This is a genomic window from Enterococcus sp. AMC2644 (genome assembly GCF_058216475.1).
The window spans coordinates 2181114-2203399 of the sequence record NZ_CM177095.1 but is presented as its reverse complement, the minus strand read 5'-3'; the positions used below and the strand labels follow the sequence as shown (position 1 = coordinate 2203399).

Annotated in this window: 25 protein-coding genes, 1 tRNA gene and 1 pseudogene; 5 read left to right on the top strand and 22 right to left on the bottom strand. The window is 35.7% G+C overall.

What is annotated here, in order from left to right; translation table 11 throughout:
- Nucleotides 1-160: 160 nt before the first annotated feature.
- From AC4BC5_RS10665 to AC4BC5_RS10640, 6 genes and pseudogenes are all read right to left on the bottom strand, one after another.
- Nucleotides 161-1168 carry an Abi family protein gene (locus tag AC4BC5_RS10665; protein WP_490495372.1) on the bottom strand — a complete coding sequence of 336 codons (1008 nt, stop codon included), beginning with the start codon at nt 1166-1168 and terminating at the stop codon, nt 161-163.
- 369 nt (nt 1169-1537) lie between these two features.
- Complete coding sequence (locus AC4BC5_RS10660) at nt 1538-1789, bottom strand: SH3 domain-containing protein (RefSeq protein ID WP_490495371.1); 252 nt, start codon at nt 1787-1789, stop codon at nt 1538-1540.
- 6 nt (nt 1790-1795) lie between these two features.
- Nucleotides 1796-2539 carry an N-acetylmuramoyl-L-alanine amidase gene (locus AC4BC5_RS10655; RefSeq protein WP_490495370.1) on the bottom strand — a complete coding sequence of 248 codons (744 nt, stop codon included), beginning with the start codon at nt 2537-2539 and terminating at the stop codon, nt 1796-1798.
- 135 nt (nt 2540-2674) lie between these two features.
- Nucleotides 2675-3097: pseudogene (locus AC4BC5_RS10650) on the bottom strand (phage terminase small subunit); the annotation flags it as partial.
- A gap of 63 nt (nt 3098-3160) precedes the next feature.
- Nucleotides 3161-3280, bottom strand: a complete 120-nt coding sequence (locus AC4BC5_RS10645) for a helix-turn-helix domain-containing protein (RefSeq protein WP_490495369.1) — start codon at nt 3278-3280, stop codon at nt 3161-3163.
- Between the two features lie 80 nt (nt 3281-3360).
- Nucleotides 3361-4041, bottom strand: coding sequence for a hypothetical protein (locus AC4BC5_RS10640; protein WP_490495368.1), 681 nt, complete (start codon nt 4039-4041; stop codon nt 3361-3363).
- Between the two features lie 458 nt (nt 4042-4499).
- Between AC4BC5_RS10640 and AC4BC5_RS10635 the strand changes: the two genes are divergently transcribed.
- Nucleotides 4500-4751, top strand: a complete 252-nt coding sequence (locus AC4BC5_RS10635; RefSeq protein WP_490495367.1) for a tyrosine-type recombinase/integrase — start codon at nt 4500-4502, stop codon at nt 4749-4751.
- A gap of 160 nt (nt 4752-4911) precedes the next feature.
- Here the strand turns inward: AC4BC5_RS10635 and tnpA are convergent, their stop codons facing one another.
- The 3 genes from tnpA to AC4BC5_RS10620 form a co-directional block, all read right to left on the bottom strand.
- A complete protein-coding gene (tnpA, locus tag AC4BC5_RS10630) occupies nt 4912-5385 on the bottom strand; it encodes an IS200/IS605 family transposase (protein WP_490495366.1) in 474 nt (157 codons plus the stop codon).
- 176 nt (nt 5386-5561) lie between these two features.
- A tRNA-Arg gene (locus AC4BC5_RS10625) sits at nt 5562-5635 on the bottom strand.
- A 104-nt stretch (nt 5636-5739) separates the two neighbouring features.
- A complete protein-coding gene (locus tag AC4BC5_RS10620) occupies nt 5740-6435 on the bottom strand; it encodes an O-methyltransferase (RefSeq protein ID WP_490495365.1) in 696 nt (231 codons plus the stop codon).
- A gap of 370 nt (nt 6436-6805) precedes the next feature.
- Here AC4BC5_RS10620 and AC4BC5_RS10615 point away from each other — a divergent pair, with 370 nt between their 5' ends.
- Both AC4BC5_RS10615 and proS read left to right on the top strand, forming a co-directional pair.
- Nucleotides 6806-7000 (top strand): DNA-directed RNA polymerase subunit alpha C-terminal domain-containing protein, encoded by a 195-nt coding sequence (locus tag AC4BC5_RS10615; protein ID WP_490495364.1) that lies wholly within the window; start codon nt 6806-6808, stop codon nt 6998-7000.
- Between the two features lie 11 nt (nt 7001-7011).
- Entirely contained in the window at nt 7012-8448 is a 1437-nt protein-coding gene (gene proS, locus AC4BC5_RS10610) for a proline--tRNA ligase (protein ID WP_490495363.1), read from the top strand.
- 39 nt (nt 8449-8487) lie between these two features.
- Here the strand turns inward: proS and map are convergent, their stop codons facing one another.
- From map to AC4BC5_RS10580, 6 genes are all read right to left on the bottom strand, one after another.
- The gene (gene map, locus AC4BC5_RS10605) at nt 8488-9234 is read right to left on the bottom strand and encodes a type I methionyl aminopeptidase (RefSeq protein WP_490495362.1); all 747 of its coding nucleotides are present in this window, start codon (nt 9232-9234) and stop codon (nt 8488-8490) included.
- Nucleotides 9221-9688, bottom strand: a complete 468-nt coding sequence (locus AC4BC5_RS10600) for a hypothetical protein (protein WP_490495361.1) — start codon at nt 9686-9688, stop codon at nt 9221-9223. Before AC4BC5_RS10600 ends, map begins: the two co-directional genes overlap by 14 nt.
- 657 nt (nt 9689-10345) lie before the next feature.
- Entirely contained in the window at nt 10346-11554 is a 1209-nt protein-coding gene (locus tag AC4BC5_RS10595; RefSeq protein WP_490495360.1) for a carbohydrate-binding domain-containing protein, read from the bottom strand.
- A 280-nt stretch (nt 11555-11834) separates the two neighbouring features.
- Nucleotides 11835-12677 (bottom strand): aldo/keto reductase, encoded by an 843-nt coding sequence (locus tag AC4BC5_RS10590; protein ID WP_490495359.1) that lies wholly within the window; start codon nt 12675-12677, stop codon nt 11835-11837.
- Nucleotides 12678-12737: 60 nt separating this feature from the next.
- Nucleotides 12738-13742: a lipoate--protein ligase gene (lplA, locus tag AC4BC5_RS10585; protein WP_490495358.1), complete on the bottom strand. Its 1005-nt coding sequence runs from the start codon at nt 13740-13742 to the stop codon at nt 12738-12740.
- A 12-nt stretch (nt 13743-13754) separates the two neighbouring features.
- A complete protein-coding gene (locus AC4BC5_RS10580; RefSeq protein WP_490495357.1) occupies nt 13755-14495 on the bottom strand; it encodes an MBL fold metallo-hydrolase in 741 nt (246 codons plus the stop codon).
- A 402-nt stretch (nt 14496-14897) separates the two neighbouring features.
- Here AC4BC5_RS10580 and dhaS point away from each other — a divergent pair, with 402 nt between their 5' ends.
- Nucleotides 14898-15443, top strand: coding sequence for a dihydroxyacetone kinase transcriptional activator DhaS (dhaS, locus tag AC4BC5_RS10575; RefSeq protein ID WP_490495356.1), 546 nt, complete (start codon nt 14898-14900; stop codon nt 15441-15443).
- 9 nt (nt 15444-15452) lie between these two features.
- Here the strand turns inward: dhaS and AC4BC5_RS10570 are convergent, their stop codons facing one another.
- The 4 genes from AC4BC5_RS10570 to dhaK are packed head-to-tail and all read right to left on the bottom strand — an operon-like array spanning nt 15453 to nt 18553.
- Nucleotides 15453-16580: a glycerol dehydrogenase gene (locus tag AC4BC5_RS10570; protein WP_490495355.1), complete on the bottom strand. Its 1128-nt coding sequence runs from the start codon at nt 16578-16580 to the stop codon at nt 15453-15455.
- 27 nt (nt 16581-16607) lie between these two features.
- The gene (dhaM, locus tag AC4BC5_RS10565; protein ID WP_490495354.1) at nt 16608-16979 is read right to left on the bottom strand and encodes a dihydroxyacetone kinase phosphoryl donor subunit DhaM; all 372 of its coding nucleotides are present in this window, start codon (nt 16977-16979) and stop codon (nt 16608-16610) included.
- Entirely contained in the window at nt 16972-17559 is a 588-nt protein-coding gene (gene dhaL, locus AC4BC5_RS10560; RefSeq protein ID WP_490495353.1) for a dihydroxyacetone kinase subunit DhaL, read from the bottom strand. Before dhaL ends, dhaM begins: the two co-directional genes overlap by 8 nt.
- A gap of 10 nt (nt 17560-17569) precedes the next feature.
- Entirely contained in the window at nt 17570-18553 is a 984-nt protein-coding gene (gene dhaK, locus AC4BC5_RS10555) for a dihydroxyacetone kinase subunit DhaK (RefSeq protein ID WP_490495352.1), read from the bottom strand.
- Between the two features lie 162 nt (nt 18554-18715).
- On the opposite strand from dhaK, the gene AC4BC5_RS10550 reads away from it, so the two are divergent.
- Nucleotides 18716-19708 carry a dihydroxyacetone kinase subunit DhaK gene (locus AC4BC5_RS10550; protein WP_490495351.1) on the top strand — a complete coding sequence of 331 codons (993 nt, stop codon included), beginning with the start codon at nt 18716-18718 and terminating at the stop codon, nt 19706-19708.
- A gap of 179 nt (nt 19709-19887) precedes the next feature.
- On the opposite strand, the gene AC4BC5_RS10545 is transcribed toward AC4BC5_RS10550, so the two are convergent.
- The 3 genes from AC4BC5_RS10545 to AC4BC5_RS10535 form a co-directional block, all read right to left on the bottom strand.
- Nucleotides 19888-20973 (bottom strand): M42 family metallopeptidase, encoded by a 1086-nt coding sequence (locus AC4BC5_RS10545; RefSeq protein WP_490495350.1) that lies wholly within the window; start codon nt 20971-20973, stop codon nt 19888-19890.
- 105 nt (nt 20974-21078) lie between these two features.
- Nucleotides 21079-21858, bottom strand: a complete 780-nt coding sequence (locus tag AC4BC5_RS10540; RefSeq protein WP_490495349.1) for an SDR family NAD(P)-dependent oxidoreductase — start codon at nt 21856-21858, stop codon at nt 21079-21081.
- Nucleotides 21859-21899: 41 nt separating this feature from the next.
- Nucleotides 21900-22283 carry a MerR family transcriptional regulator gene (locus AC4BC5_RS10535; protein ID WP_490497540.1) on the bottom strand — a complete coding sequence of 128 codons (384 nt, stop codon included), beginning with the start codon at nt 22281-22283 and terminating at the stop codon, nt 21900-21902.
- Nucleotides 22284-22286: the final 3 nt, after the last annotated feature.

Here is a 22286-nt window from a genome sequence, read left to right as displayed (position 1 = left end):
TTGGTATTATAAGAGGTTTTATTTTGTTAAAGTTCGTCTCGGGTTCAACTAATCACTGACAATTGAATGATGACCGCTATCAAACTAGTTGTAATATAGAAAAAGCCCTATCCTAGTGTGGATGGACTTTACAAATTATGCATTTACTGAATTTATCAATCTATTTACTTTTTAAATCTTTAATTTCAAAATCATCAGGGAATCCCATACCAGTCAATAACATCCTCTCATCTTCTGGGAATTCTTCCAAATGACGTGATATATTCCAATTTAATGAGAAATCTAACTCAAAAAATGCATGTGTATTTTTAAATGTTTTCAAACCATAATACAATGTACATAAATCGGATTTTCCCTGTTCAGTATTTCGGTATGCTGTTCTACTTATTCCCATTTCTGTATGAAACTCTCTAAAATACTGTACTTCGCAATCTTTAGAATAGTAGTTATACATTCGTCCTGTATGGGCTGCTCTATTTCTAAATTTATGACATAAAAATAACATGTCTATATAAAATGATTTTAGTTGTGGGTTATTCTGGAACTCGTCTTTACTTCTCCCACTTAATATACTTAAAACTTCATTCTTCAAATCAGCTTTTTGTAATTTTAAGAAATTAACTAAATTTCCAAAGGTAGCTCCTTTTAATAATATCCAAGGAGGAACATTCTCATGACATTCTCGATAATGTTTTATTGGCTGTACATCATCTTTCAATATATTTTCATATTTAGTAAAAAGTTGATCAATTTTAAAATATTTTATATTGCCGTAAGCATCCTTCGTAGATTTTCCTTTATTGTAATGAGTCTTTATTAAATAGTCTTCTTCTTTGTGTCCAAAATTTCGAGCGACTACATATGATAATGCACTTCTTAACGAACATTCTATCTCAAGGGTAGCATTTAATATAGAATTTCTGATTTTCTTATCTAACTGAAATCTAGCGAATATTTGCTCATAATAAGAGTCTTCCTTGTACCAATCCTCACCTCTGTCAGAGGTCTTTTCTTCATCTATCAGAAAAAATTTATAACCGTTTATTATTTCATAATAACCATACATATGCAGTTGATTTTTACACTCAACTGCATTCTTAATTTTTAAATTTCTTTTTTTCAATAATTTGATTTGTTCATCGATAAGTTTAAATTCTTTTTCCGTCATAATTAAACTCCTTTAAAAAAAAAGAGACCTATGGTTAAGGCCTCTAGTCAGCTACCTAGTAGCTCTTCATTAAGATTAACTTAAATATAATAAACAAGACTTTAAATGTCAAATAAACAATTCGTAGAATGTTAACCCTTCAATACACCAAACATACTATATATAGAATTAGATTATATAAAATCATCTATATATACTTATTTTCCAGTATCATCAACTAAAAATTATATTTTAGTTAGTTTTTTATAATTATATTTTAATCAAAATATTCTTAATATCAATCAAATTTCTCTACCAAGCATGTGGTATTTCTATGTATAGCCACGACGTTCTGCGTGGCTAAAGTTATAAACAAAACACGGTTGAATTTTAGACTACTGCGACATATCGATCATGACCACTGTGCGATTTATAATCCAACCATACATAACCGTTAGCAGTTACTTTTTTCAAATAATTGAACCCATCGCCTTTACCGTATGATCCAACGATACCATAGTTTGTACCAGGACCGCTTCTGATATTCATGTTTTCTGGACAAATATATCGTCCGAAATTAGGTAAATTATCCTCCTTACACTTAGGTTTAACAAGCTCTTTGTAAGATGTCGTATATGCCATTGATGCCTATCCGCCATTAAGATGTTTGCACCATGTTGTATAATCGACTACTTTTTCGCCATTGCGAACAAATTTTGTCGGCGTGAATTTAGTCCCTGGTTGCAACTGCCCTACCACTTTACTAGCTGTGTCAGGTTGCGCTCGTAGATTTAAAACTACGTCCGTAACTTGTGGCGTGCTAAACGATTCTTCTTTGTATTTTGTTGATTGTGATTGAGAAGGTGCGCTTGGTACAGATGGCGCAGCACCTAACAATTTGGATTTAAAATTAATCCAACGCGTCCATTTTTTATCTAAGTTAAATTGTGCAGGACAATTTTTTCGTGAAACATCGTAATGTCGCACCACTTTAGTAATTGGAATGTTAAATTTTTGCATAATATATTTTGCTAACTCAATCGTATTTTGTTCTGTCTTAGATGTTACACTCCCGTTTGGCAAACACATTTCAATTCCGATAGAATTTTGATTATGAATACCGTAACGACCATCACCATCGCCTACGTGAAATGCTCCGTTTGAAAATTCGACCGATTGCCAAATTGATATGTCATCAACAAATAAATATGCTGACGCATATCGTTCACCATCTGCAAAATAAATGACATTGTTTTTTTGCAGGTGAGGCAGTGCCGACATTGCTGACGATTTGGTAGAACCACGTCCACCTTTTAGCCAATATGAAGAATGAATACCGTCTTTGACAGCTCGGTGAAAGTCATACAACGAAGGGGCAATGACATCACTCAAATTTACATTTTTTGAGTGATAACTTTAGCCATAACAATCACCCAATGTCGTCAATGATATTGATAACTATTCCGCCATCTGTCTCATCGCCGTCCTTATTGATTAACGCTTTCGTTGTCTGCGCCCTCATTATCTCTAACATTGCTCTGCGATAGACAACTCGTTTAGTTGTTTAATCGCCTTCTGAAGCGCGTTACTGCCCCTCGTCAACGCGTCTTCAATGCGAAGAACGTCATCGATTTTATGTGTCGCTTTTTCTTTGACTTCCGTCATGACTAATTCGAGGTCAGCCTTGCTTTTCCTAGTCGATTCAAGCAATTTTGTTCGACCACGCAACTCTTGCAAATATTCAAATTCTGATTCAGTCATCCCTTCATCAATGCTTTTGATACGTTGCATCATTCGCAGCTGTCTAATTTTGAGAAGGCGAATCTCTTCAGACATAACAAAAAATGGATCTTCATTCATTGTTGAGTAAAAATCCATTTCCGCAGTAGATAATGTATCAGAGAAAATCGTTTCATGTTCGCTTGTTTTGAGGGCGTTTTTGTTGTTTGGCGGAGCTTTGTCACCTTTGTTACCTTTGGCATTGCTGTTGTTTTGTGGTGCACCACCTCGTTGCTATTTTTGACGTTTTTTCCAAGATTGAATCGTATTAACCGGAACATCTAATTTTTCCGATATATCTTTATATTTCATGTTTTTTTCGTGCATTTTCTTTGCTTGTTCTCGTTTATCCATACTTTATAACATACCACCTCGCTTGCTATTTTTATTTGAGTTTGTTTTGTAGATTCGGATAGAATAAAAACTGAAATTACCTAGACGTTCAAATTAATTAACTGTTCTCCGTAATCAACATCTGTATGTTTTCCATGTAATATTACTAAATCTCCTGTTCTAGAAGAGATATTTACTATTTCATATCCTTTATCTAAATAATCCATGTTCAATTGAATTTCGTAGTTATTTATATTAGATAAAGTATGCATTATCTCGCTATTAAAGATAATTAGCGGGATGACCGTTCCTGAAGAAATATTTCTATAGCCTGTTTCGATGTCTTCATAATAGTCAAACTCTTTAAATATTTTTTCGTCAAACTGATTATAAAATGATTCTCTATTCACTTCGAGTTTCTTTTCCGTATCAATAATTCTGATGCTTATCTTTAATTGAACATTCACTGTAGATTTATTAGCAACACAAAGAATACATAAGCGTTCTTCACGATTGAAACTATTACTTAAAGGCCATGACATCATAGTTTCAGTGCTAAGTTTTTCTAAATCGGGATAATTCATATAGTAAGACATGTTTACTTTCTCTTCTTTAGATACTGTCCACAACGAAAACCAAACAGCTCCTACCGTGCCTATTGCACTAAACCATTCAGCAACGATTGATGAATCTTGTCCCTTATCTATAGTAAATAATATAATTATACTACCTATTATTCCTCCACATATGCCTACCATTAAAATTTTTAAACTCTTGTTCATACTACAGACATCTCCTTTTTATTAAGATAATAAGTATTATTTAATAAAAAAGCAATATCAAAGAGACGCCCAAACGGACGTCTCTAAAGAAGAAACCTAACGATGAAAGGATGCACTCCTCTCTTTTTATAGATTAATTGTGAGTAACCTATAAAAACCGTTTAATCTTTTGTAAAATTATTATGTTATTAATATAAACCCTGTAAATCAATAAGCGAATTCTATTAGGTATGTCACTTTTATGGAACCTTGCTAAAACAGGGTTGTATTGACGTGTTAATTTTTCGTAGTACCTTGCGCTTTTAATCAATGTTTCCATTTTCGTCATTTTCTCTAGCCTCTCTTTCTGCTTGTTGTTTTATTGCGTATCCTTGCTGTCTCTTCTGTACTGCCGATAGCATTTAAGGATCTCCCATTTCCTCTGGAGGATTATTAACCCAATCTGGAGAAGGTTCTTTGTGTATAGGTTGTTTTCTAAAGCCGTTAGACTGTTTAGTTGGCTTAGCTTGTCATTGTTTACTTTTCATGGTCTTAGGCACACAAATGCATCTGTCCTCTTATATCAAGGGATAGATATTATGTATATTTCTTCTCACTTAGGACACAAAGATGTTTCAATTACTCAGGAAGTGTACTCACATATCCTTGATGAAATGAAACAAAAATTAAAACCTAAAGTATCAGCTGTTTTAGAAAGTATCTACGAATAGTTAAGACCTATTTGGCACAAAATATAAATCAAAACCTCCAGTGTGAACTGGAGGTTTGTTCTTCGGCTGAAAGCCTCTTTTACCGGCCACAGCCTAAAAGGCTTTCTGAAGGGTTTCCCGCTTGCACCACTTTTACTCACCGATTCTTAATGAATCTCTTTTACTTCTTCTTATTTTGCTTTCCCGTGAATGGATCATACTCTTCAAACAACGTTAATTGATCTGCTGCATAATCCTCTTGTACTTGATTTCGAATATATTCTTCTATCTGTTTTTTATTTCGTCCTACCGTATCAACATAATAGCCTCTACACCAAAACTTTCGATTACCGTATCGATATTTCAGATTCGCATGTCTATCGAAAATCATTAAGCTACTCTTTCCTTTTAGATATCCCACAAATCCTGATACGCTATATTTCGGTGGAATACTTACGAGTAGGTGAATATGGTCTCTACAGGCATTCGCTTCGATAATTTCCACACCTTTTCTCTCACATAACGTGCGGATGATTTCTCCAATACTTTTCTTATATTTCCCATAAATAATTTGTCGTCTGTACTTTGGTGCAAATACAATATGGTACTTACATTTCCATGTAGTGTGTGATAAACTTTCATTAGCCTTTTTCATAGAAGGCACCTCCTAAGTTGATTGATGTGGTGGTCGGGAAACCAATTTCATCTTATCATCTTTGGGAGGCTTTTTTAATACCTCGCTAGAAGCTCTTTAGAACCCCCGGCATAGCCAGGGGTTTTCAAGACACATAAAAAAAGCCTTAGAAACCAACGTTTCTAAGGCTTGATTAGCGTCACAGGAGGGATTCGAACCCCCGACCGTCCGCTTAGAAGGCGGATGCTCTATCCAGCTGAGCTACTATGACAGATGTTTTAGCAACAAAAATTATTATATGGAAATTCCCTACAAATGTCAATTGTTTTTCTATTGTTTTTTAAGGTGTCAAAAAAGACACCTTAAAAAAACAGCTTATTCTACAGACTCAATCACAACTTCATCAGCTTCCTTGGTAATTAATGCAATTCCGTCTCCCAACGGTACTAAGCTAGTCGTTAAATCTGGATGCGTAGTAATGACCTCTAAAAATCGTTTTAGTTTACGATGAATCGTACGACGATTGCGAGGAATTTCTTCAATTGGATCTAAGACTGTCCCTCCTTGAAAAACATCATCTACCATCAATACGCCACCTTTTTTCAGCAAACGTAAACATTCTGGTAAAAATTCAATATATTTTGATTTGGCACTATCCATAAAAATAAAATCATATTGGCCAGTTAACTCAGGCAAGATATCTGCCGCTTGACCTTCTAGTAGCGTTACTTTATCTTGCAATCCCAGACGCTCGTAAGTTTTTTTCGCTTTACGAATCATGACATCAAAACGATCAATCGTTGTGACATGTCCGTCTTCTCCAACATATTGTGCCATTAGACTGGAAGAAAAACCAAGTGCTGTACCGATTTCCAACACTTGTTTAGGTCGAATTTGACCTAATAAAAATTGCATGAATACCACTGTTTCATGCGGGATAATAGGCACTTCATTTTCATTCGCTTCTTTTTCAATTTGACCTAATTGACCCGACAATTGTTTTTGTTCATTACGCAAAAATTCAACAAGTTCAGGTTTCACAACTGGTCGATGCATCATTTCGTTTCTCATGTTTTACACTCCTACTTATTCACTGTTTTTCATTATACGAATTTCAGAGACAACCTGCAATCTTTTCTCATCAAAAACTTCTACTTGCTTTTTTTGGCAATTCCTATTAGTCTATAGACAGGATTTGGATTAATAACAAAAATATGTTTTAGAGAGTCGGGGCAAGGCTGGAACCTCGATACCCCTATTTTTGCGAACCTACCAATGGAAATGATTGTGAAAACAATCGGGCTAGAACCCTTATCTTCGTTACAAGTGGGATAGATTCATTCTATTCAATGAAGGTGGTACCGCGAATTTTCAGCATTTCGTCCTTTTTCTAGGGATGAGAATGCTTTTTTTATTGCAAAAAATTAAAGGTGGTTAGTAAATGACTTACGAAGAATTTCTGCAAAAACTTTCTAATCCGGCACGAAACGCACTTTTACACGAAAAAATCAATAGCTTTGATAAATTAGCTAACTTAACTGAAAAACAAGTATTAGCTATCCATGGTGTGGGACCAAAATCTTTGCCCATTATAAAAAATGCGCTTAACCAAAACAATCGTACATTTAAACAATAGGAGGAAATAAAATGCCAGAACAAAAAAATGACTTTACAGAATGGTATTTACAAACCGTTCAACAAGCAGAACTAATGTCTTATTCACCTGTTAGAGGATCAATCATCTTCCGTCCAGACGGTTTTGAATTATGGGAACATATTCAAGAAGAATTCAATAAGTTTTTACGTAGCGAAGGAATTCGCAATGCCTATTTTCCTATGTTAATCCCAAAAAGCTTTTTTATGAAAGAAGCCGATCATATTGAAGGATTCGCTCCAGAACTTCCATGGGTTACTGAAGTTGGTGACGAAAAATTAGAAGAGCCTTTAGCATTACGTCCAACTTCTGAAACAATGATTGGGACTGCTTTTTCTGATTGGATTAATTCTTATCGTGATTTACCTTACGAAATTAATCAATGGGCTAACGTCTTCCGCTGGGAAAAGAAAACTTTACCATTTTTACGTACTTCTGAATTTTTATGGCAAGAAGGACATACCGCCCATGTGGATGCAGAAGATGCTCGCAAACGTACCTTACGCATTTTAGATGAATACGCTCGTTTATGTGAAGAATTTCTAGCAATTCCTGTATATAAAGGCGAAAAAACACCTTCTGAACGTTTCGCAGGCGCAGAAGAAACTTATTCAATTGAAGCAATGATGAAAGATGGAAAAGCAGTTCAAGCAGGTACTTCTCATTATATGGGAACTAAGTTCGCTGAGGCTTTTGATATTACTTATTTAAATAAAGAAAATAAACACGTTCACGCCCACACGACTTCATGGGGTGTTTCAACACGTTTGTTAGGCTCATTAATCATGACTCATGGTGATGAAAATGGCTTAGTTTTCCCATCAACGATTGCGCCAACACAAATTGTGTTAATGCCAGTTGGCCCTTGGAAGAAAAATCCAGCAATCATGGAAAAACTAGACGAAATTTTTGCAACATTTAAAGCAGAAGGTTTCCGCGTGCGTTTAGATGACAGCGATAATTCACCAGGTTATAAATTCAACGAATGGGAATTAAAAGGCGCTTGTATCCGTATCGAATGTGGTCCTCGTGATTTAGAAAATGGTCATGTAATGGTCAAAATTCGTGATCTTTCAGATAAAGAAAAAATCAGCTTTGAAGATTTAACAGATTATGTGAAAGAACAATTAGCGATTATGCCAAAACGTTTATTAGAAGCCGCTCGTGCACGTAATAAAGAAAATGAGCATTATGATATTGAAACATTAGATGACTTAAAAGCACACATTGAAAAATGCAAAGCAGAAGATAAAGTAACTGGCTTTGTCCTAATCGGTTGGGATGGAACAGAAGAAACAGAAGCAAAAATCAAAGAAGAAACAGGTTTTACAACACGTAATATTCCATTTGAAGTACCTATGGAAAAAACAGTTGATATTATAAGTGGCAAACCTGCAAAACACACAGTGTGGATTGCTCGAGCTTATTAATAAAAAGGAAGCAAAATCAGTTTTGATTTTGCTTCTTTTTTATAATTTTGTCAGAATTTCTGGTCCATTTTCTGTAATAGCAATTGTATGTTCATATTGTACACAAATCGAATGGTCTACTGTTCGAACGGTCCAACCATCTTCTTCAGTATAATTTGCCGTTTTACCTAAAGTAAACATCGGTTCGATGGCAATTACCATGCCTTTTTTCAAGCGAGCCCCTTTATTCCGAATGCCATAATGCGGTATAGTGGGTTCTTCCCAAATCTCTCGTCCAACACCATGACCCGTAAAATCATAAACATTGCCATAATTGTGTTCTCTTGCGTAACTATCAATAACAGAACCAATATCCCCAACCCGTTGTCCTGCTAACGCTTCTTGAATACCTAAGTAGAGACTTTTTTCACAATGTTTCATCATTGTTTGAATTTCTTCACTCACCGTTCCCACTGCATATGTCCAGCCAGAATCACCATGATAGCCTTGATAACAAGCACCAATATCAATCGTAATCACATCGCCATCTTTTAATGCTTGATTATCTGGAAATCCGTGACAAATAACGTCATTTGGTGCAGAACAAATCGAATAGGAGAAGTCATGATGATTGATAAAGCTAGGAATTGCTCCCTTCTCACGAATTGTTTTTTCAACTAATTTATCAATTTCTAAAGTGGTTATTCCAGGACGTATAACCTCACTAACTAATTGATGACATTCGGCAACAATTTTTCCAGCTTTACGCATTAATTCTATTTCACGTTCTGATTTAATAATGGTCATTGATTTTCTCCTTATTGATGAGGTAATTGGTACGGTTGCGACATTTTTTACTACAAAATTTAGAAACTTTCGCTCGCTTATAAGGCAGAAACCAATCGTTGCATTGCTCACAACGTTTAATTTCAATTGCCCCTTGCTCCAGTGCCTCTAAAACACTCACGATAGCTTCAATATAGTTGCGATCAAACTTACTTAAAGAAGGTGAAAATTGCGAAGTAACGACTAACTCACCTGCAGCTAACTGCACACATAAATCAAAGTAGTGGCGCTTTTGTAACACTTGATTTGTTTTTTCGACTAAGAGTTCATTGAGTGTTCCTTCTTGTAGTAATTCTTCACCAATTTCTAAAAGTAGCTGCTGTAATTGTGCTTCAGCTTTTGTTTGAGCTTTTTCATTTTTTATTTGATTTAAAACTACAACAAAAAAATTTTCCTTAGCTAATTGTGGACTCATTCTCTTCCCTTTCTTTTTAAGCTTATTGAAATAATTAATAAGCTTAATTATACTATTTTTTCTAAAAAATACCAGAAAAAAATCTAGTATGACAGATTAATTTTTATGGTAAAAAACTGGATCAGCGGATGGGGTTTTCATGCTTTTATTTTGATGCCATCCACAGAACACTATTTTATGTAGCTAAAATGTAATCATTAGCAGCTAATTGCTCTTCATGTGCTACTATTTAAATCAGTAATGAAACGACTCCCAAAACAAAGTGGATTATTTTATTATTAATTGAAGAAGAGCTATTCATGAAGAAAAGATATTTCGTATTAACTGTCAGTACTAGAATCAATAACAGTTTAATGTTTTCTTAGCCATTGGTTAGAATAACAATCCTTTGAAAGAGGTTTTCTCTAAAGATTATGACGTTTCCATTGACTACACTAAAAATAAAGACATAGCCGATTATTTAGTCAGCTCTAAATCATTTGTCTCTTTTGATAATAAAAATAAGCTTCCAATAATCCTTATGAACTTAAGTCGTCGTTATCCACACTAAAAACCGAACAAACCCAAAAAAATAACAAGTCAACCTCTTGAAAAAGAATTTGACTCGCTATTTTTATTCATTAAGACTATCTATAGGTTTTCCAATTTCTTTTTAGATTACGGATTGCCATTGCCGCCAGGTCCGCCACCCATATTTCCTCCAGGGCCACCCATCATGCCACCTGCTGGTAAATCTGTTAACGTTTCACCATTCACAATTAAGGTTCCTCCAGTAAAGCTACCTATACCATCATAGTCGACCGCAGATTGGGCAGTTAAAGTCACCACACCGCCAGCAATGGTCAAATCGCCATTACTGTCTAACGCATCCGTATCTCCCGGGCCAACTTCTACCGTCACATTACCACCATTAATAGTTAAACTTAAATCAGTTGTGATAATCTCAGAAGCAGAAGCGTTGATGCCATCATCTGTTGCGTAGAGCGTCACTTCCCCATCATCAATAACAATCACAGGTGCTTCAATAGCTTCTACACTAGTTTCAACATCTAAAGTTCCGCCTGTAATCCAGATATTTTGTTCTGCTTTAACCGCATCATCGCCTGAATTAATGGTGATTTCACCACCACTAATGGTTAACTGACCTTTTCCTAAATCTGTGTCATTACTTGATTTAATACCATCGCCACCTGCATCAATAGTCAAGGCTCCTCCAGAAATGTTTAAGGAATCTTTGCCTCGAATGCCACCATCTACGCTCGTAACATTCATCGTGCCCGATTCAATCCATAAGTCATCTTTACCTACAATTCCGTCTTCAAAATTAGCTGTTACGTTCAATGTTCCTTGACCAGTAATTATCAAATCGTCTGATGAGTAGATTGCTCCATCAATTTCTTCATCACTACGTGTCGCAGCATCTTCAACTGTATTGGTTGTTCCATCTGCTAATTCTAAAACTGTTTTTTCTGCATTTTCAATTGAGATAGCTGCGCCTTCGCTGCTTGTAATGGTTGCATTGCTTAAAATAATTCGTACATTGCCTTCTGTATTAACGGTCACTTGACCAGTTGTTTCACCACTTAAAATATACGTACCAGCTTCGGTAATGTTTAATCCTTCATCACTTAAGTCAACTTCCGTCGTGTCCAAAGCATCCCAATCGACATCAGTATTGTCACTTGTTTCAGTTTGTACGAGTGTTTCTGTTGTTGCAGTAGAGGTTGCTGTTGTAGCTACGACACTGGTATTTGTTTCTAATGCCGCAGTCTCTGCTTGACTACTTTCTGTTTGACTGCAAGCGGCAATCACCGTTACTGCCAGTGCTAAGGTAGCTGCGGTTAATCCTTTTTTACGTTTATTCATACTCGTTTCTCCTTATCTTCTATAAATTATGACGCATCATTTTCGTTGTTGCGAGTAAGCCCATAGTCGAAAACGCGAGGGCTGTTACAAAGATTAATTTCAAAGCAGAACGTTTCTTTGCCTTCATCATGATTCCCTCCTATTTCTGTAATGTCTTCGTTTTTAGTACTGTATTTACTATATATCGCTTAGCTTAAAGTTAGCTTAACTCTCTGAAAAAAATTTTTTCCCATAAAAAAACCTTTCAAACCATCTTCATGAGACGGTTGAAAGGTCTTTCTTATAATATAGCTAAAGGCTGTTTATTTGTTGGCGCTGGATACAACGCATCAATTAATGCCAATTCTTCCTCAGTTAATTGAAGATGCCCTGCTTGAATATTACTAATCGTATGGGCTGCACTACTGGACTGAGGGATGACTAGCGTTTGTCCATTACGAATACACCAGGCCAAGAGAATTTGAAAAATATCTGCTTGATGTTGACGAGCAATTTCTTGCAAAATAGGTTGTTTTGTTAATTGCGCCCCCAAACTATCCCCTTGGGCAATTGGTGAATAAGCAATCAATGGTAATTGCTGTTGGTGCATATAAGGAACTAAGTCAAATTCAATTCCACGCTCACTCAAATTATATAAAACTTGATTTGTTTGACAGTTTTGTCCATTGGCTACATTCATTAACTCTTGCATATCTGCTACATCAAAATTAGAAACACCCCATGCACGAATTTTTCCACTTTGTTTTGCTTGCTCCAACGCTTCAACAGTTTCAGATAAGGGAATATTCCCCCGCCAATGTAATAAGTACATATCTAGATAATCTGTCTCTAAGCGTTGTAAACTATTTTCTAAACTAATCGGTAGTTGTTCAAAAGAAGCATTCCATGGGTACACTTTCGAAATTAAATATAGATTTTCACGATGATAAGGTCGAATTGCTTCCCCAACTAAACGTTCCGCATTTCCTTCACCGTACATCTCAGCAGTATCAATCACTGTCGCACCATGTTCTATCCCGGTGCGTAACGCTTGAATTTCTTGGGCTCTCTTTTGAGGATTATCTCCCATATGCCAAGTTCCTAAACCAATTGGAAAAACAGATTGTTGATTGATTTTTACCATTGAAGTTCCCTCCTATAGAAAAAATCTGCAATAACAATTTGTTTTTGCAGATTTCCAACATTAATAAATTAATTCAAATAAATCGTTTGTTTCAATATTTCCAAAATATTTTTTCACATCAATAGCATCTACGACTTCTTTTAAGGCATTCTTTTCGTATTTTGTCCCTACCAAAGCATCTTCTACATCTTTTACTTCCCCTAAGCCGAAGAAATCACCGTAGATTTTTGCATCGGTAATTTTACCTTCTACAACATTTAAACGGACTTCAATTGAACCAATCGGGAATCGTTTGCGACGTTCAATATCGAAAGCTGGTGATTTTCCATAGTTCCAGTCCCAATTTGCATAATATTTTTCAGAGATTGCTTTGACTTTTTTCCAGTCATCATCTGTTAAGGTATACGTTTTGATTTCATCTACTGAGTCCACACCAAAGATTTTCAATAAGATTTCTTGACTAAACTCTTCTGTAGTCATTTCTTGATTTTCTTTTGGCAAGAATGGTTTGATATTCGTTACGCGTGAACGAATCGACTTGATACCTTTTGATTCAATTTTATCTTTACGAACTTTCAATGAGTTCACCACTTCATTTACATCACTATCAAACATGATTGTTCCATGCGCAAACATACGTCCATTAGTGGCATACATTGCATTCCCTGAAAACTTCATGTCATCAATGACTAAATCATTGCGGCCTTTTAATTGTGCCCCTTCAACACCCATGTCATGCAGTGCTTGAATAATTGGCTTTGTTACTTTTTCAAAATCACGGAATGAGTTGCCATCATCCGGCATAATAAAACTGAAGTTCAAATTTCCTTCGTCATGATAAACGGCTCCACCACCACTAAAGCGACGAACAACATGAATTCCTTTTTCATCCACATATTCTTTGTTGATTTCTTCAATCGTGTTTTGATTACGGCCAATAATAATTGAAGGTTCATTAATATAAAAAAGTAAAATCGGCTCATCAACAGCCATTTCTTGTAATAAGAAAGTTTCAATCGCTAAGTTTACTCGCGGATCTCTTAAATCATTCGGTACAAAAATCATGTTTCGTTCCTCCTAAATTTCAAAAGTTTTCCCAATTTTTGCTAATTCGACAGGCACTTCATGCTGTGCTGCTACACTTGCTTCGGTACGTAGTTGTTCTAAATCACCGAATTGAGGTAAGTGAGTTAAAACTAATTTTTTGACACCTGCTTGACGTGAAATTTCTCCAGCTTCTTTAGAAGTGAAATGCGCAATATGATTTTCATTGCCTTCAAATAGGTACGTATCTGCTAAAAATAAATCGGCATTTTTCGCAAAATCAACAAAGCTTTCTAAATAACCAGAGTCACCAGTAAATACAAATATTTTACCTGTACTATTCTCTACAAATCGCATTGCGTAACAAACAACAGGATGAATCGTCTTCATAAATGTAACAGAAAAAGGACCTAAGTTCAACTGTTCTACTTCTAGATAATCATGCCCTTCAGAGACATTTGGCAAGGTTAAACGAGCAAATTGTTCTGCATCTTCGCCATGACCGTAAATTGGTAGAATTGGGCGTTCAGTTTTTTTGGGGAATAACTGCCAGTAATGTTGTAGTACCCCTAAATCAGCTACATGATCTGGATGATAATGGCTAAGAATTACTGCGTCTAAATCTAATGGATTAAGCACTTTTTCCAATTGAATCAATGTCGCACTTCCTGCATCAAGTAATAAATTATAGCCCTCTGATTGCAATAGGAAACTCGTTGTACCTTCACCTTTATAAGGATATGCGCCAAGGCAACCTAAAACTGTTAGTTTCATAAAAATTCCTCCTTACTTTTATTCTTAGTGTAAACGTTCCACTAATGACACGCAAATAAATCAAGTTATTTTTCGAAAGAATCGTCATAATAGCTTACCTTCTAACGACTCACCGCAAAACCTTACTGATTTATTCATAAATAATCTAGTAGCTCTTAAAAACAATTTTATCATTGGGTTAAGGCTACTTGATTTTGCTATTTGTTAGACTCTACTTTGGATAAAACATGTCTAATTATTATCCAGTAGACAGAAAGTAGTTTAAGAGAAAAACAACTCACTATGTATTAAAAAATGAAACCAATTATTTACAAAGAAATAATTGGTTTCATTCTTTTTTCAATATGAAAACGAAATCTTTTTTTGTTATAATATAGATAATAAACAGATGTAGGTGTAAATATGATGGAATCATTGATTACAAAAAAGAAAATCGCAAAAGCTTTTAAAAAATTAGTAGTAGATATTGGATTTGATAAAGTTACTATCTCTAAAATTATGAAAGCAGTCAATATGCGTCGTCAAACGTATTATGACCATTTTGCAGATAAGTATGAACTAGCCGATTGGATTTTCCAACAAGAAGCTATTGAAAAAATTGAAGACAATCTAGAATATGAAACTTGGCAAACCATCCTAGAAGATTTATTCATTTATTTTGAAGAAAATCAGCTATTTTACAGTAATATTCTATCCTTCAAAGGACAAAATTCTTTTCATGAATACTACACGCAACATCTGAAACACTTAATCAATCGAGCACTTACAATGAAACTACAGAATCAATCACTTAGCGAGCAAGAACAACTCTTTTTAGAAGATTTTTATGCAAATGCTTATATGATAATGACAACCAATTGGATTCTTGATGGCTGTCCCCTATCAGCAACCGATTTTGCCCATCAAATGCAATTAGCCATTCTAGTCAACACAGAGATTGCTCGCTAAGTAGTTCCTTTATTTATTTTTATAAGCTGCTCCAATTTTGTCTGCTACGATAATCGCTGATTTCACTTGATCTACAGTTACTGGAAACGGCATCGAATGGATAGACTCTTCAGGTATACAAGATTTTTCTGCTACTTCTGTTAATTCTTCCTCAGTAATTGTTTTGACACCTAAATCCTCTAAGCAAACAGGAAGGCCAATGGATACAGCAAAGTCTAACACTTCATATAATTCACTTTTTGGTGCGTTTTCTAATACAAGCTGACAAATAGTACTAAAGGCAACTTTTTCGCCATGCGTAGCTCCATGTGCATCATGTAAAACAGTCAATCCATCATGAATAGCATGAATAGCTGCCAAGCCAGCACTTTCAAATCCTAAACCTGACAAGAGAATATTTGCTTCAATAACATTCTCTAAGGCTGGAGTAACTACATTATTATCTGATGCTTCTTTAGCTTTTAAGCCATCTTCCAAAATTGTATCATAGCATAATTTCGCCATAGCAAAAGCCGCATTAGTTCCAATTGCTGGGGGACAAACACCCTCTCTTGCGCCACAAGGAAGACTTGCATTTACTCGAGAGTAAGAATTGCGTGTAGCTCGTGCTTCAAAGTAAGTGGACAATGCATCACCAATACCAGAGATTAAGAAACGAGTAGGCGCATTAGCAATTACAACTGTATCAATTAATACAACACTTGGACTTTGTACAAAGTAAGCATAGTCATCAAACTCGCCATCTTCTGTATATAAAACAGCAGAGTGACTTGTCGGTGCGTCAGTAGCTACAATTGTTGGTACAATAATTAAGTTATGACCTTCTGCCACACACTTGGATGTATCAATCGCTTTTCCGCCACCTAAACCTACAATACAATCACAATGATGCTCTGCAGCTAAAGCTTGCAAACGAGCGACTTCAATTCGAGAAGCTTCTCCTCGAAAACCACTTTCTACAAATGAGATACCAAAAGTAGCAGCCGTCTTTTCCAATTTATCCTTTACCCGTTCTACATCATCTTTATGCGCAATTAGTAATGCTTTTTCTCCAAATGTTTTTACAAAGTACCCTAAATTTAATAACTCATCTTCACCTTGAACATATTTTGTTGGACTAATAAATGCTTTTCTCATCTTTTTTTTCTCCAATCTATCAAATAATTATTTTATTTTTAAAGGTGCTAATTGTTCCTTAATTAATGCTAACTCTGTATCTACTTGTAGTAATGCTGCTGCTGTATAAGCGCTTTCTATTAATGCCGTATCAAACAATTCCACTTCTTTTTCTGTGATATCCATTGCCATTTCTAAATTCATTTTAGCGCTTCCTAAATCATAAAATGCAAGTAAACTATCTGCTTCATTACGATCAATGGCTTCCATGATTCTTTCAAAAGAAGTTCCTACTTCACCAGCTTCTAAACCAGCTGCTACAGTTACTGGTACATCTTTTGCTACTTCCTGAATTAAACGGTAAATCCCCTCACCAATTTCTTTCACATGAGAGATAACCAAAATTCCTGTTTTACTCACTAATTACACCTGCTTCCATCAACGCTTCAAAAAGATATTTACTAGACATCGCACCTGGATCAATATGTCCTACTGAACGTTCACCTACATAAGAAGCTCGACCTTTAGTTGCTACTAATTCTTTCGTATTAGTTACTAAAACTGACAGTTGTTCTTCTGTTAACTGGTCTTCTTTAATCGCTTCAATTGCTGGCTGCCAAAGATCAATCATTGTTTTTTCGCCAAGATCACTATTCCCACGCTTCTTAATACCTGCCAAACCTGCTTCTAACAATGGTAGAACGTCAGTCGAAGATGCTGCTGCTTTTGCTATTTCTAGCATAGCTGTCCCATACAATGGGCCTGATGCCCCGCCTACTTTACTAATTAACGCCATTGCTGTTAATTTAAAAACGTCTTGAACTGAATTTGGTTGCTTTTCTTTTAAGCTTTCCATAACTGCCATCATGCCACGTGACATATTATTTCCATGATCGCCATCTCCAATAGGCGTATCTAACTCACTTAAGTAATCTTTGTTTTCTTCAATTTTCTCACTAAATTTTTGCATTGCTTCTAAACAATTCTCTTTTGTAAACATTTTTTTCTCCTTACCAGGCTGGAGTTACAACAGACTCTTCTAGTTCTGTGTTCCAGTCATCTTCTAATTTTAATAAAGTAAGTGACAATCCTGCCATCTCAAGAGATGTCATAAAGTTCCCTACTTTGGAATAAACAATCTCAATACCTTCATTTTCTAAAATTTCTACTGCATCATTGTAAAAAATATATTGCTCCATCAGTGGTGTTCCACCTAAACCATTCACTAAAATAGCGTAACGCTCACCAGTTTGCCATTGTAAATCATTTTTTAATTTTTCAATTAACCCTTGTGCCATCTCTTTAGATGTACTCATTTTTTCACGTTTGTAACCGGGCTCGCCATGAATACCTACACCAAACTCAATTTCATCTTCTGCTAAGGTAAAACCTGGTTTACCAACTTCAGGAACTGTCGCACCAGTCAAACCAACACTGATTGTCTTCAAATTTTGAACAACTTTATTTCCTAGAGCAACTAATTCTTCTACTGAAGCCCCTTTACGTGCTGCAGCTCCCAATATTTTATGGACAAGTACAGTCCCAGCAACACCACGCTTACCTTGAGTGTATGTGCTATTTTCCACTGCAATATCATCATCAACAATGACCGTGCCAACAGTAATCCCTTCCATTTCAGCTAAATCTTTTGCCATATCAAAATTCATGATATCACCAGAGTAGTTCTTTACAATTAAAACAACACCGGCACCTTGTTCAACCGCTTTCATTCCTTCGTAAATCTGATCGGGTGTTGGTGAAGTAAATACTTGTCCACAGACAGCAGCTTGTAACATTCCATCACCAACAAATCCAGCATGTGCAGGTTCATGACCACTACCACCACCGCTGACTAAAGCAACTTGATTTGGTATATTTTTTTGTTTGACTACAAAAGTATCGGGGACGATTTCTACTAATTTTTCATTTGCTCGAACCAAACCATTTACCATTTCCGACACAACATTTTGAGGCTGATTAATTATTTTTTTCACTGTATTCCCTCCATCTGTTTTTTTGTACACGTTTACAATAATGGATATTGCAAACAAATTCAACGGACAAATAAGGAAATGTGTCCGTTACTGTTTGATAATTGTTTTAAGTAAAAAGACAACGTATAATATGAATAGAAGAAAAAGATAAGAGGGATATACATGAAAACATTGATTAATTCGAGTAAGCTAGTACAACAACAATTTCTATCGGGTATTGCTTTTTCACATAATAATACCCTAAAACATTTGCCAGATACTGGCATCTTTATAAAAAAGAAGCTTACTGAAGAAAAAGTTACTTTAATTAGTGGTGGTGGTAGTGGTCATGAACCCGCACATATTGGTTACATTGGAGAAAATATGTTAGATTGTGCAGTCATGGGGCCAATATTTGTTCCACCAACTAGTAAAGAAATCCTTCAAGCGATTGAGCAAACATACAACCCAAACGGTACGCTATTGATTATTAAAAATTTTGAAAGAGATTTAGCTAGTTTTCTTGAAGCTGAAAAGCTAGCACATCAAAAAGGGCTCAAAGTTGCACATGTGATTGTCTCTGATGATTGTTCCATTGAAAGTCATAGCTTTGAAAAAAGAAGACGTGGTGTCGCTGGGACTGTATTAGTTCATAAAATACTGGGAGCAGCCGCCAATCAAGGACTTGATTTAAAACAGCTTCAACTTTTGGGGAATGAAATTATTTCTAAAATTAAAACGCTAGGTGTTGCTTTTTCATCCGCTGCTACTTTTCATGCCAACGAATCTAGCTATACATTAGCAGAAGATGAAATGTATTTTGGTATTGGAATTCATGGCGAGCCTGGGTACCGTATAGAAAAAATGAAATCTTCGGAAAGAATTGCAATCGAACTAGTCAATAAATTAATTAAGCAATTTAATAAAAAAGAGTTAGCGCATGTTGCGGTGTTGGTGAACGGCTTGGGTGGAACACCGTTATTTGAACTAAATGTATTCATGAATGACGTTCAGCAATTACTAGAAATTGAGGATGTTTTAATTGATTATAAACAAGTGGGAAATTACCTGACCGCTTATAATACTGAAGGATTATCTTTATCCCTCTTTGCATTAGAAAACAAGCATTGGTTAGACTATTTAAATGCTCCCACTGACGCTTTTGGTTGGCGTTAAGAAGATACGCTTTTACGCTTGTCCCCTTAATAGAAGGTCGCAACTTTTCATTCGTCACATGCTGACTACCTATAACTATCTCTTTTAGCAGCTACAAACCCGCTCTTTTCGGATAGAGAGTTGCATGACACGAAAAAATAGTAGCAATCTCCATTTAGAAGGTTGCTACTATTTTTATGCTAATAACTTCTTAATTCACTTACTTTTTTATCATCTAAGCGACGAACCACTTCTGTCACTAATTTTACAGTATTTAAGTAGTCATCTTCATGAATGATTGATGTATGTGAATGTAGGTAACGCACTGGGACAGTAATTGCAATCGATGGAATTCCATCTCTTGTTAAATGCATTTGCCCTGCATCTGTTCCACCACCAGCAATCACGGTATATTGGAAAGGTATGTCTAATTCTTCTGCAACATTAATAACAAAATTCAATAGTTTTTTATGTGGAACCATCGAAGCATCAAAAATTAAAACTTGTGGTCCTTTACCAAGAACAGAATCTGCTTCTTTTGGTGTCATGCCTGGTGTATCACCAGCAGTACCAGTATCTAGAGCAATCGCAATATCTGGATTAACTAAATGCGTACTTGTACGTGCACCACGTAAACCAACTTCTTCCATCACATCACTTCCAGCAAACAAGCAGTTGGGATGCCCTTCATTAGCTAAGTTTTCTAGAACTCGTAAAGAAACAGCCGTTCCTACACGATTATCCCACGCTTTGGCTAATAAAAATTTGCTATCATTCATACGTTTGTATTCGATATATGGTGTAATCATGTCGCCTGGTCGAATTCCCCAAGACTTCGCTTCTTCTTCACTTGATGCACCAATATCAATAAACATATCTTTCACATCATATGGTTTTTTACGTGCTTCCATTGATAATACATGTGGTGGTTTTGAACCAATAACCCCATGAATTAATTTGCCGCTTTGTGTTTTAATTTCAACTTGTTGTGCGAGCATAACTTGGCCCCACCAGCCACCTAATGTTTGAAACTCAATAAATCCTTTTTCAGTAATTTTGGTGACCATAAAACCAACTTCATCCATATGTCCAGAAATAAAGACTTTAGGACCGCCGCCTTTTCCAGAATGTTTGGCAATAACACTACCTAAGCCATCAAAAAAAATATCTTCGGCAAAATCTTTGGCATACGCTTTAAAGACCTCACGAACTTCTTCTTCGTTGCCAGGTACACCACGAGCAGAAGTTAAATCAATCAATAATTGTTCATCTTTTTTTTCTAACATCACATACGCTCCTTTTTTTAGACTACAAATTAAGTATAGCACGCAATTAATGAAAGAACAGCGGAGGTTGGTTAGGTCTAAATTAATTTTTTCTCACTATTTTTCTCATTTTAACTGTTGATTATTTTTACTTCCACCTGCATAAGAAAACTTATGATCGCTTAGTAAAAAGGTAAAGTTTTCTCGGTCAATTGACCCTACCATACAGTCACTGTCATAGAGTTGCATTAAGAACTGAGCCATCTCGTCTGCGTCATGATATCGAGTAAATGCTTGGTCATAGTCATAAGTAGCGACGTTATTAGCCACTCTTCCAAATTCCGTTTTAGTTGCGGCAGGAGCTAATACTTTGACTTGCAAGGGTGAACCTAATCCTCGTAATTCTAAGGCCAATCCTTCTGTAAAAGCACTCACATAAAATTTTGATGCACAATAAGTGACTGCTTTAGGAACCATCGTATAACCACCCGCCGATGAAATATTAATCAGTTGTGTATTGGGTTGATCGTGGTATTTTTGTACATACAGTAGAGAGAGAATCGTGAGTGCTTCAATATTTAGCCGGAGCAACTTAGTTGTGTGAACAACTGACTGTTCCTCAATTTTTGTATAATAACCAAAACCTGCATTATTAATCCAAGTTTCTATGTTGTAGCGTGTTAATTGCTGAAACAGATCTTCGAGTTGTGACATCCGAGTTAAATCAAATGGTTGTATGATTACCTCCACTGCTGGGTATTGTTGTTGAATCTGTTGTTTGAGATCATTTAATTTTTCTTGGCGACGTGCAATCAAAATGACATGTTTCCCTCTTTGAGCAAAAGCCATTGCTATAGCAGCACCGATTCCCGAACTAGCACCTGTAATGACATGGTATTTTTCCAATGATATCTCCTCCTTCATACTCGAAGGATACATGCTGGAGTTCACTCCATGTCAATCATTTTTTTATACGTCTTCATTTTTTCTGCAAGAAAGATTAAATGCTCATCAATCTCTTGTCGTTGTTTTTCTAATGCTTTTTGTTGTTGATACAATAATTCAAACCTTTGATGAATTGTTCGATCGCCCTGATAACGTAGCTTAGCATAGCTTTTAATTTCGTTAATAGACATGCCTGTTTTCTTCAAACGCAAAATAAAAGCAATCCAATTAACATCAGTTTCAGTATAAACTCGTTGATTTTGTTGATTACGAGCCGGCATAATTAAGCCGGCTTTTTCATAATAGCGCAACGTATCGATACTCAAATTAACTAACTGGGAAAAGGCACCAATTGAATAAAGTTGTGTGTTTTTTTGATTGGTCATCAT

What these genes read in the sequence shown, in the direction of transcription:
- dhaL (WP_490495353.1), bottom strand. Translation starts at nt 17,559, where the DNA reads ATGTTTACAAAAGAGAATTGTTTAGAAGCAATGCAAAAATTTAGTGAG.
- AC4BC5_RS10570 (WP_490495355.1), bottom strand. Translation starts at nt 16,580, where the DNA reads ATGAGAAAAGCATTTATTAGTCCAACAAAATATGTTCAAGGTGAAGAT.
- map (WP_490495362.1), bottom strand. Translation starts at nt 9,234, where the DNA reads ATGACCATTATTAAATCAGAACGTGAAATAGAATTAATGCGTAAAGCT.
- AC4BC5_RS10580 (WP_490495357.1), bottom strand. Translation starts at nt 14,495, where the DNA reads ATGAAACTAACAGTTTTAGGTTGCCTTGGCGCATATCCTTATAAAGGT.
- AC4BC5_RS10645 (WP_490495369.1), bottom strand. Translation starts at nt 3,280, where the DNA reads ATGGATAAACGAGAACAAGCAAAGAAAATGCACGAAAAAAACATGAAA.
- proS (WP_490495363.1), top strand. Translation starts at nt 7,012, where the DNA reads ATGCCAGAACAAAAAAATGACTTTACAGAATGGTATTTACAAACCGTT.
- AC4BC5_RS10545 (WP_490495350.1), bottom strand. Translation starts at nt 20,973, where the DNA reads ATGTTAGAAAAAAAAGATGAACAATTATTGATTGATTTAACTTCTGCT.
- AC4BC5_RS10665 (WP_490495372.1), bottom strand. Translation starts at nt 1,168, where the DNA reads ATGACGGAAAAAGAATTTAAACTTATCGATGAACAAATCAAATTATTG.
- dhaS (WP_490495356.1), top strand. Translation starts at nt 14,898, where the DNA reads ATGATGGAATCATTGATTACAAAAAAGAAAATCGCAAAAGCTTTTAAA.
- AC4BC5_RS10620 (WP_490495365.1), bottom strand. Translation starts at nt 6,435, where the DNA reads ATGAGAAACGAAATGATGCATCGACCAGTTGTGAAACCTGAACTTGTT.
- AC4BC5_RS10615 (WP_490495364.1), top strand. Translation starts at nt 6,806, where the DNA reads ATGACTTACGAAGAATTTCTGCAAAAACTTTCTAATCCGGCACGAAAC.
- AC4BC5_RS10535 (WP_490497540.1), bottom strand. Translation starts at nt 22,283, where the DNA reads ATGACCAATCAAAAAAACACACAACTTTATTCAATTGGTGCCTTTTCC.
- AC4BC5_RS10600 (WP_490495361.1), bottom strand. Translation starts at nt 9,688, where the DNA reads ATGAGTCCACAATTAGCTAAGGAAAATTTTTTTGTTGTAGTTTTAAAT.
- AC4BC5_RS10595 (WP_490495360.1), bottom strand. Translation starts at nt 11,554, where the DNA reads ATGAATAAACGTAAAAAAGGATTAACCGCAGCTACCTTAGCACTGGCA.
- AC4BC5_RS10590 (WP_490495359.1), bottom strand. Translation starts at nt 12,677, where the DNA reads ATGGTAAAAATCAATCAACAATCTGTTTTTCCAATTGGTTTAGGAACT.
- AC4BC5_RS10550 (WP_490495351.1), top strand. Translation starts at nt 18,716, where the DNA reads ATGAAAACATTGATTAATTCGAGTAAGCTAGTACAACAACAATTTCTA.
- lplA (WP_490495358.1), bottom strand. Translation starts at nt 13,742, where the DNA reads ATGATTTTTGTACCGAATGATTTAAGAGATCCGCGAGTAAACTTAGCG.
- AC4BC5_RS10640 (WP_490495368.1), bottom strand. Translation starts at nt 4,041, where the DNA reads ATGAACAAGAGTTTAAAAATTTTAATGGTAGGCATATGTGGAGGAATA.
- tnpA (WP_490495366.1), bottom strand. Translation starts at nt 5,385, where the DNA reads ATGAAAAAGGCTAATGAAAGTTTATCACACACTACATGGAAATGTAAG.
- AC4BC5_RS10660 (WP_490495371.1), bottom strand. Translation starts at nt 1,789, where the DNA reads ATGGCATATACGACATCTTACAAAGAGCTTGTTAAACCTAAGTGTAAG.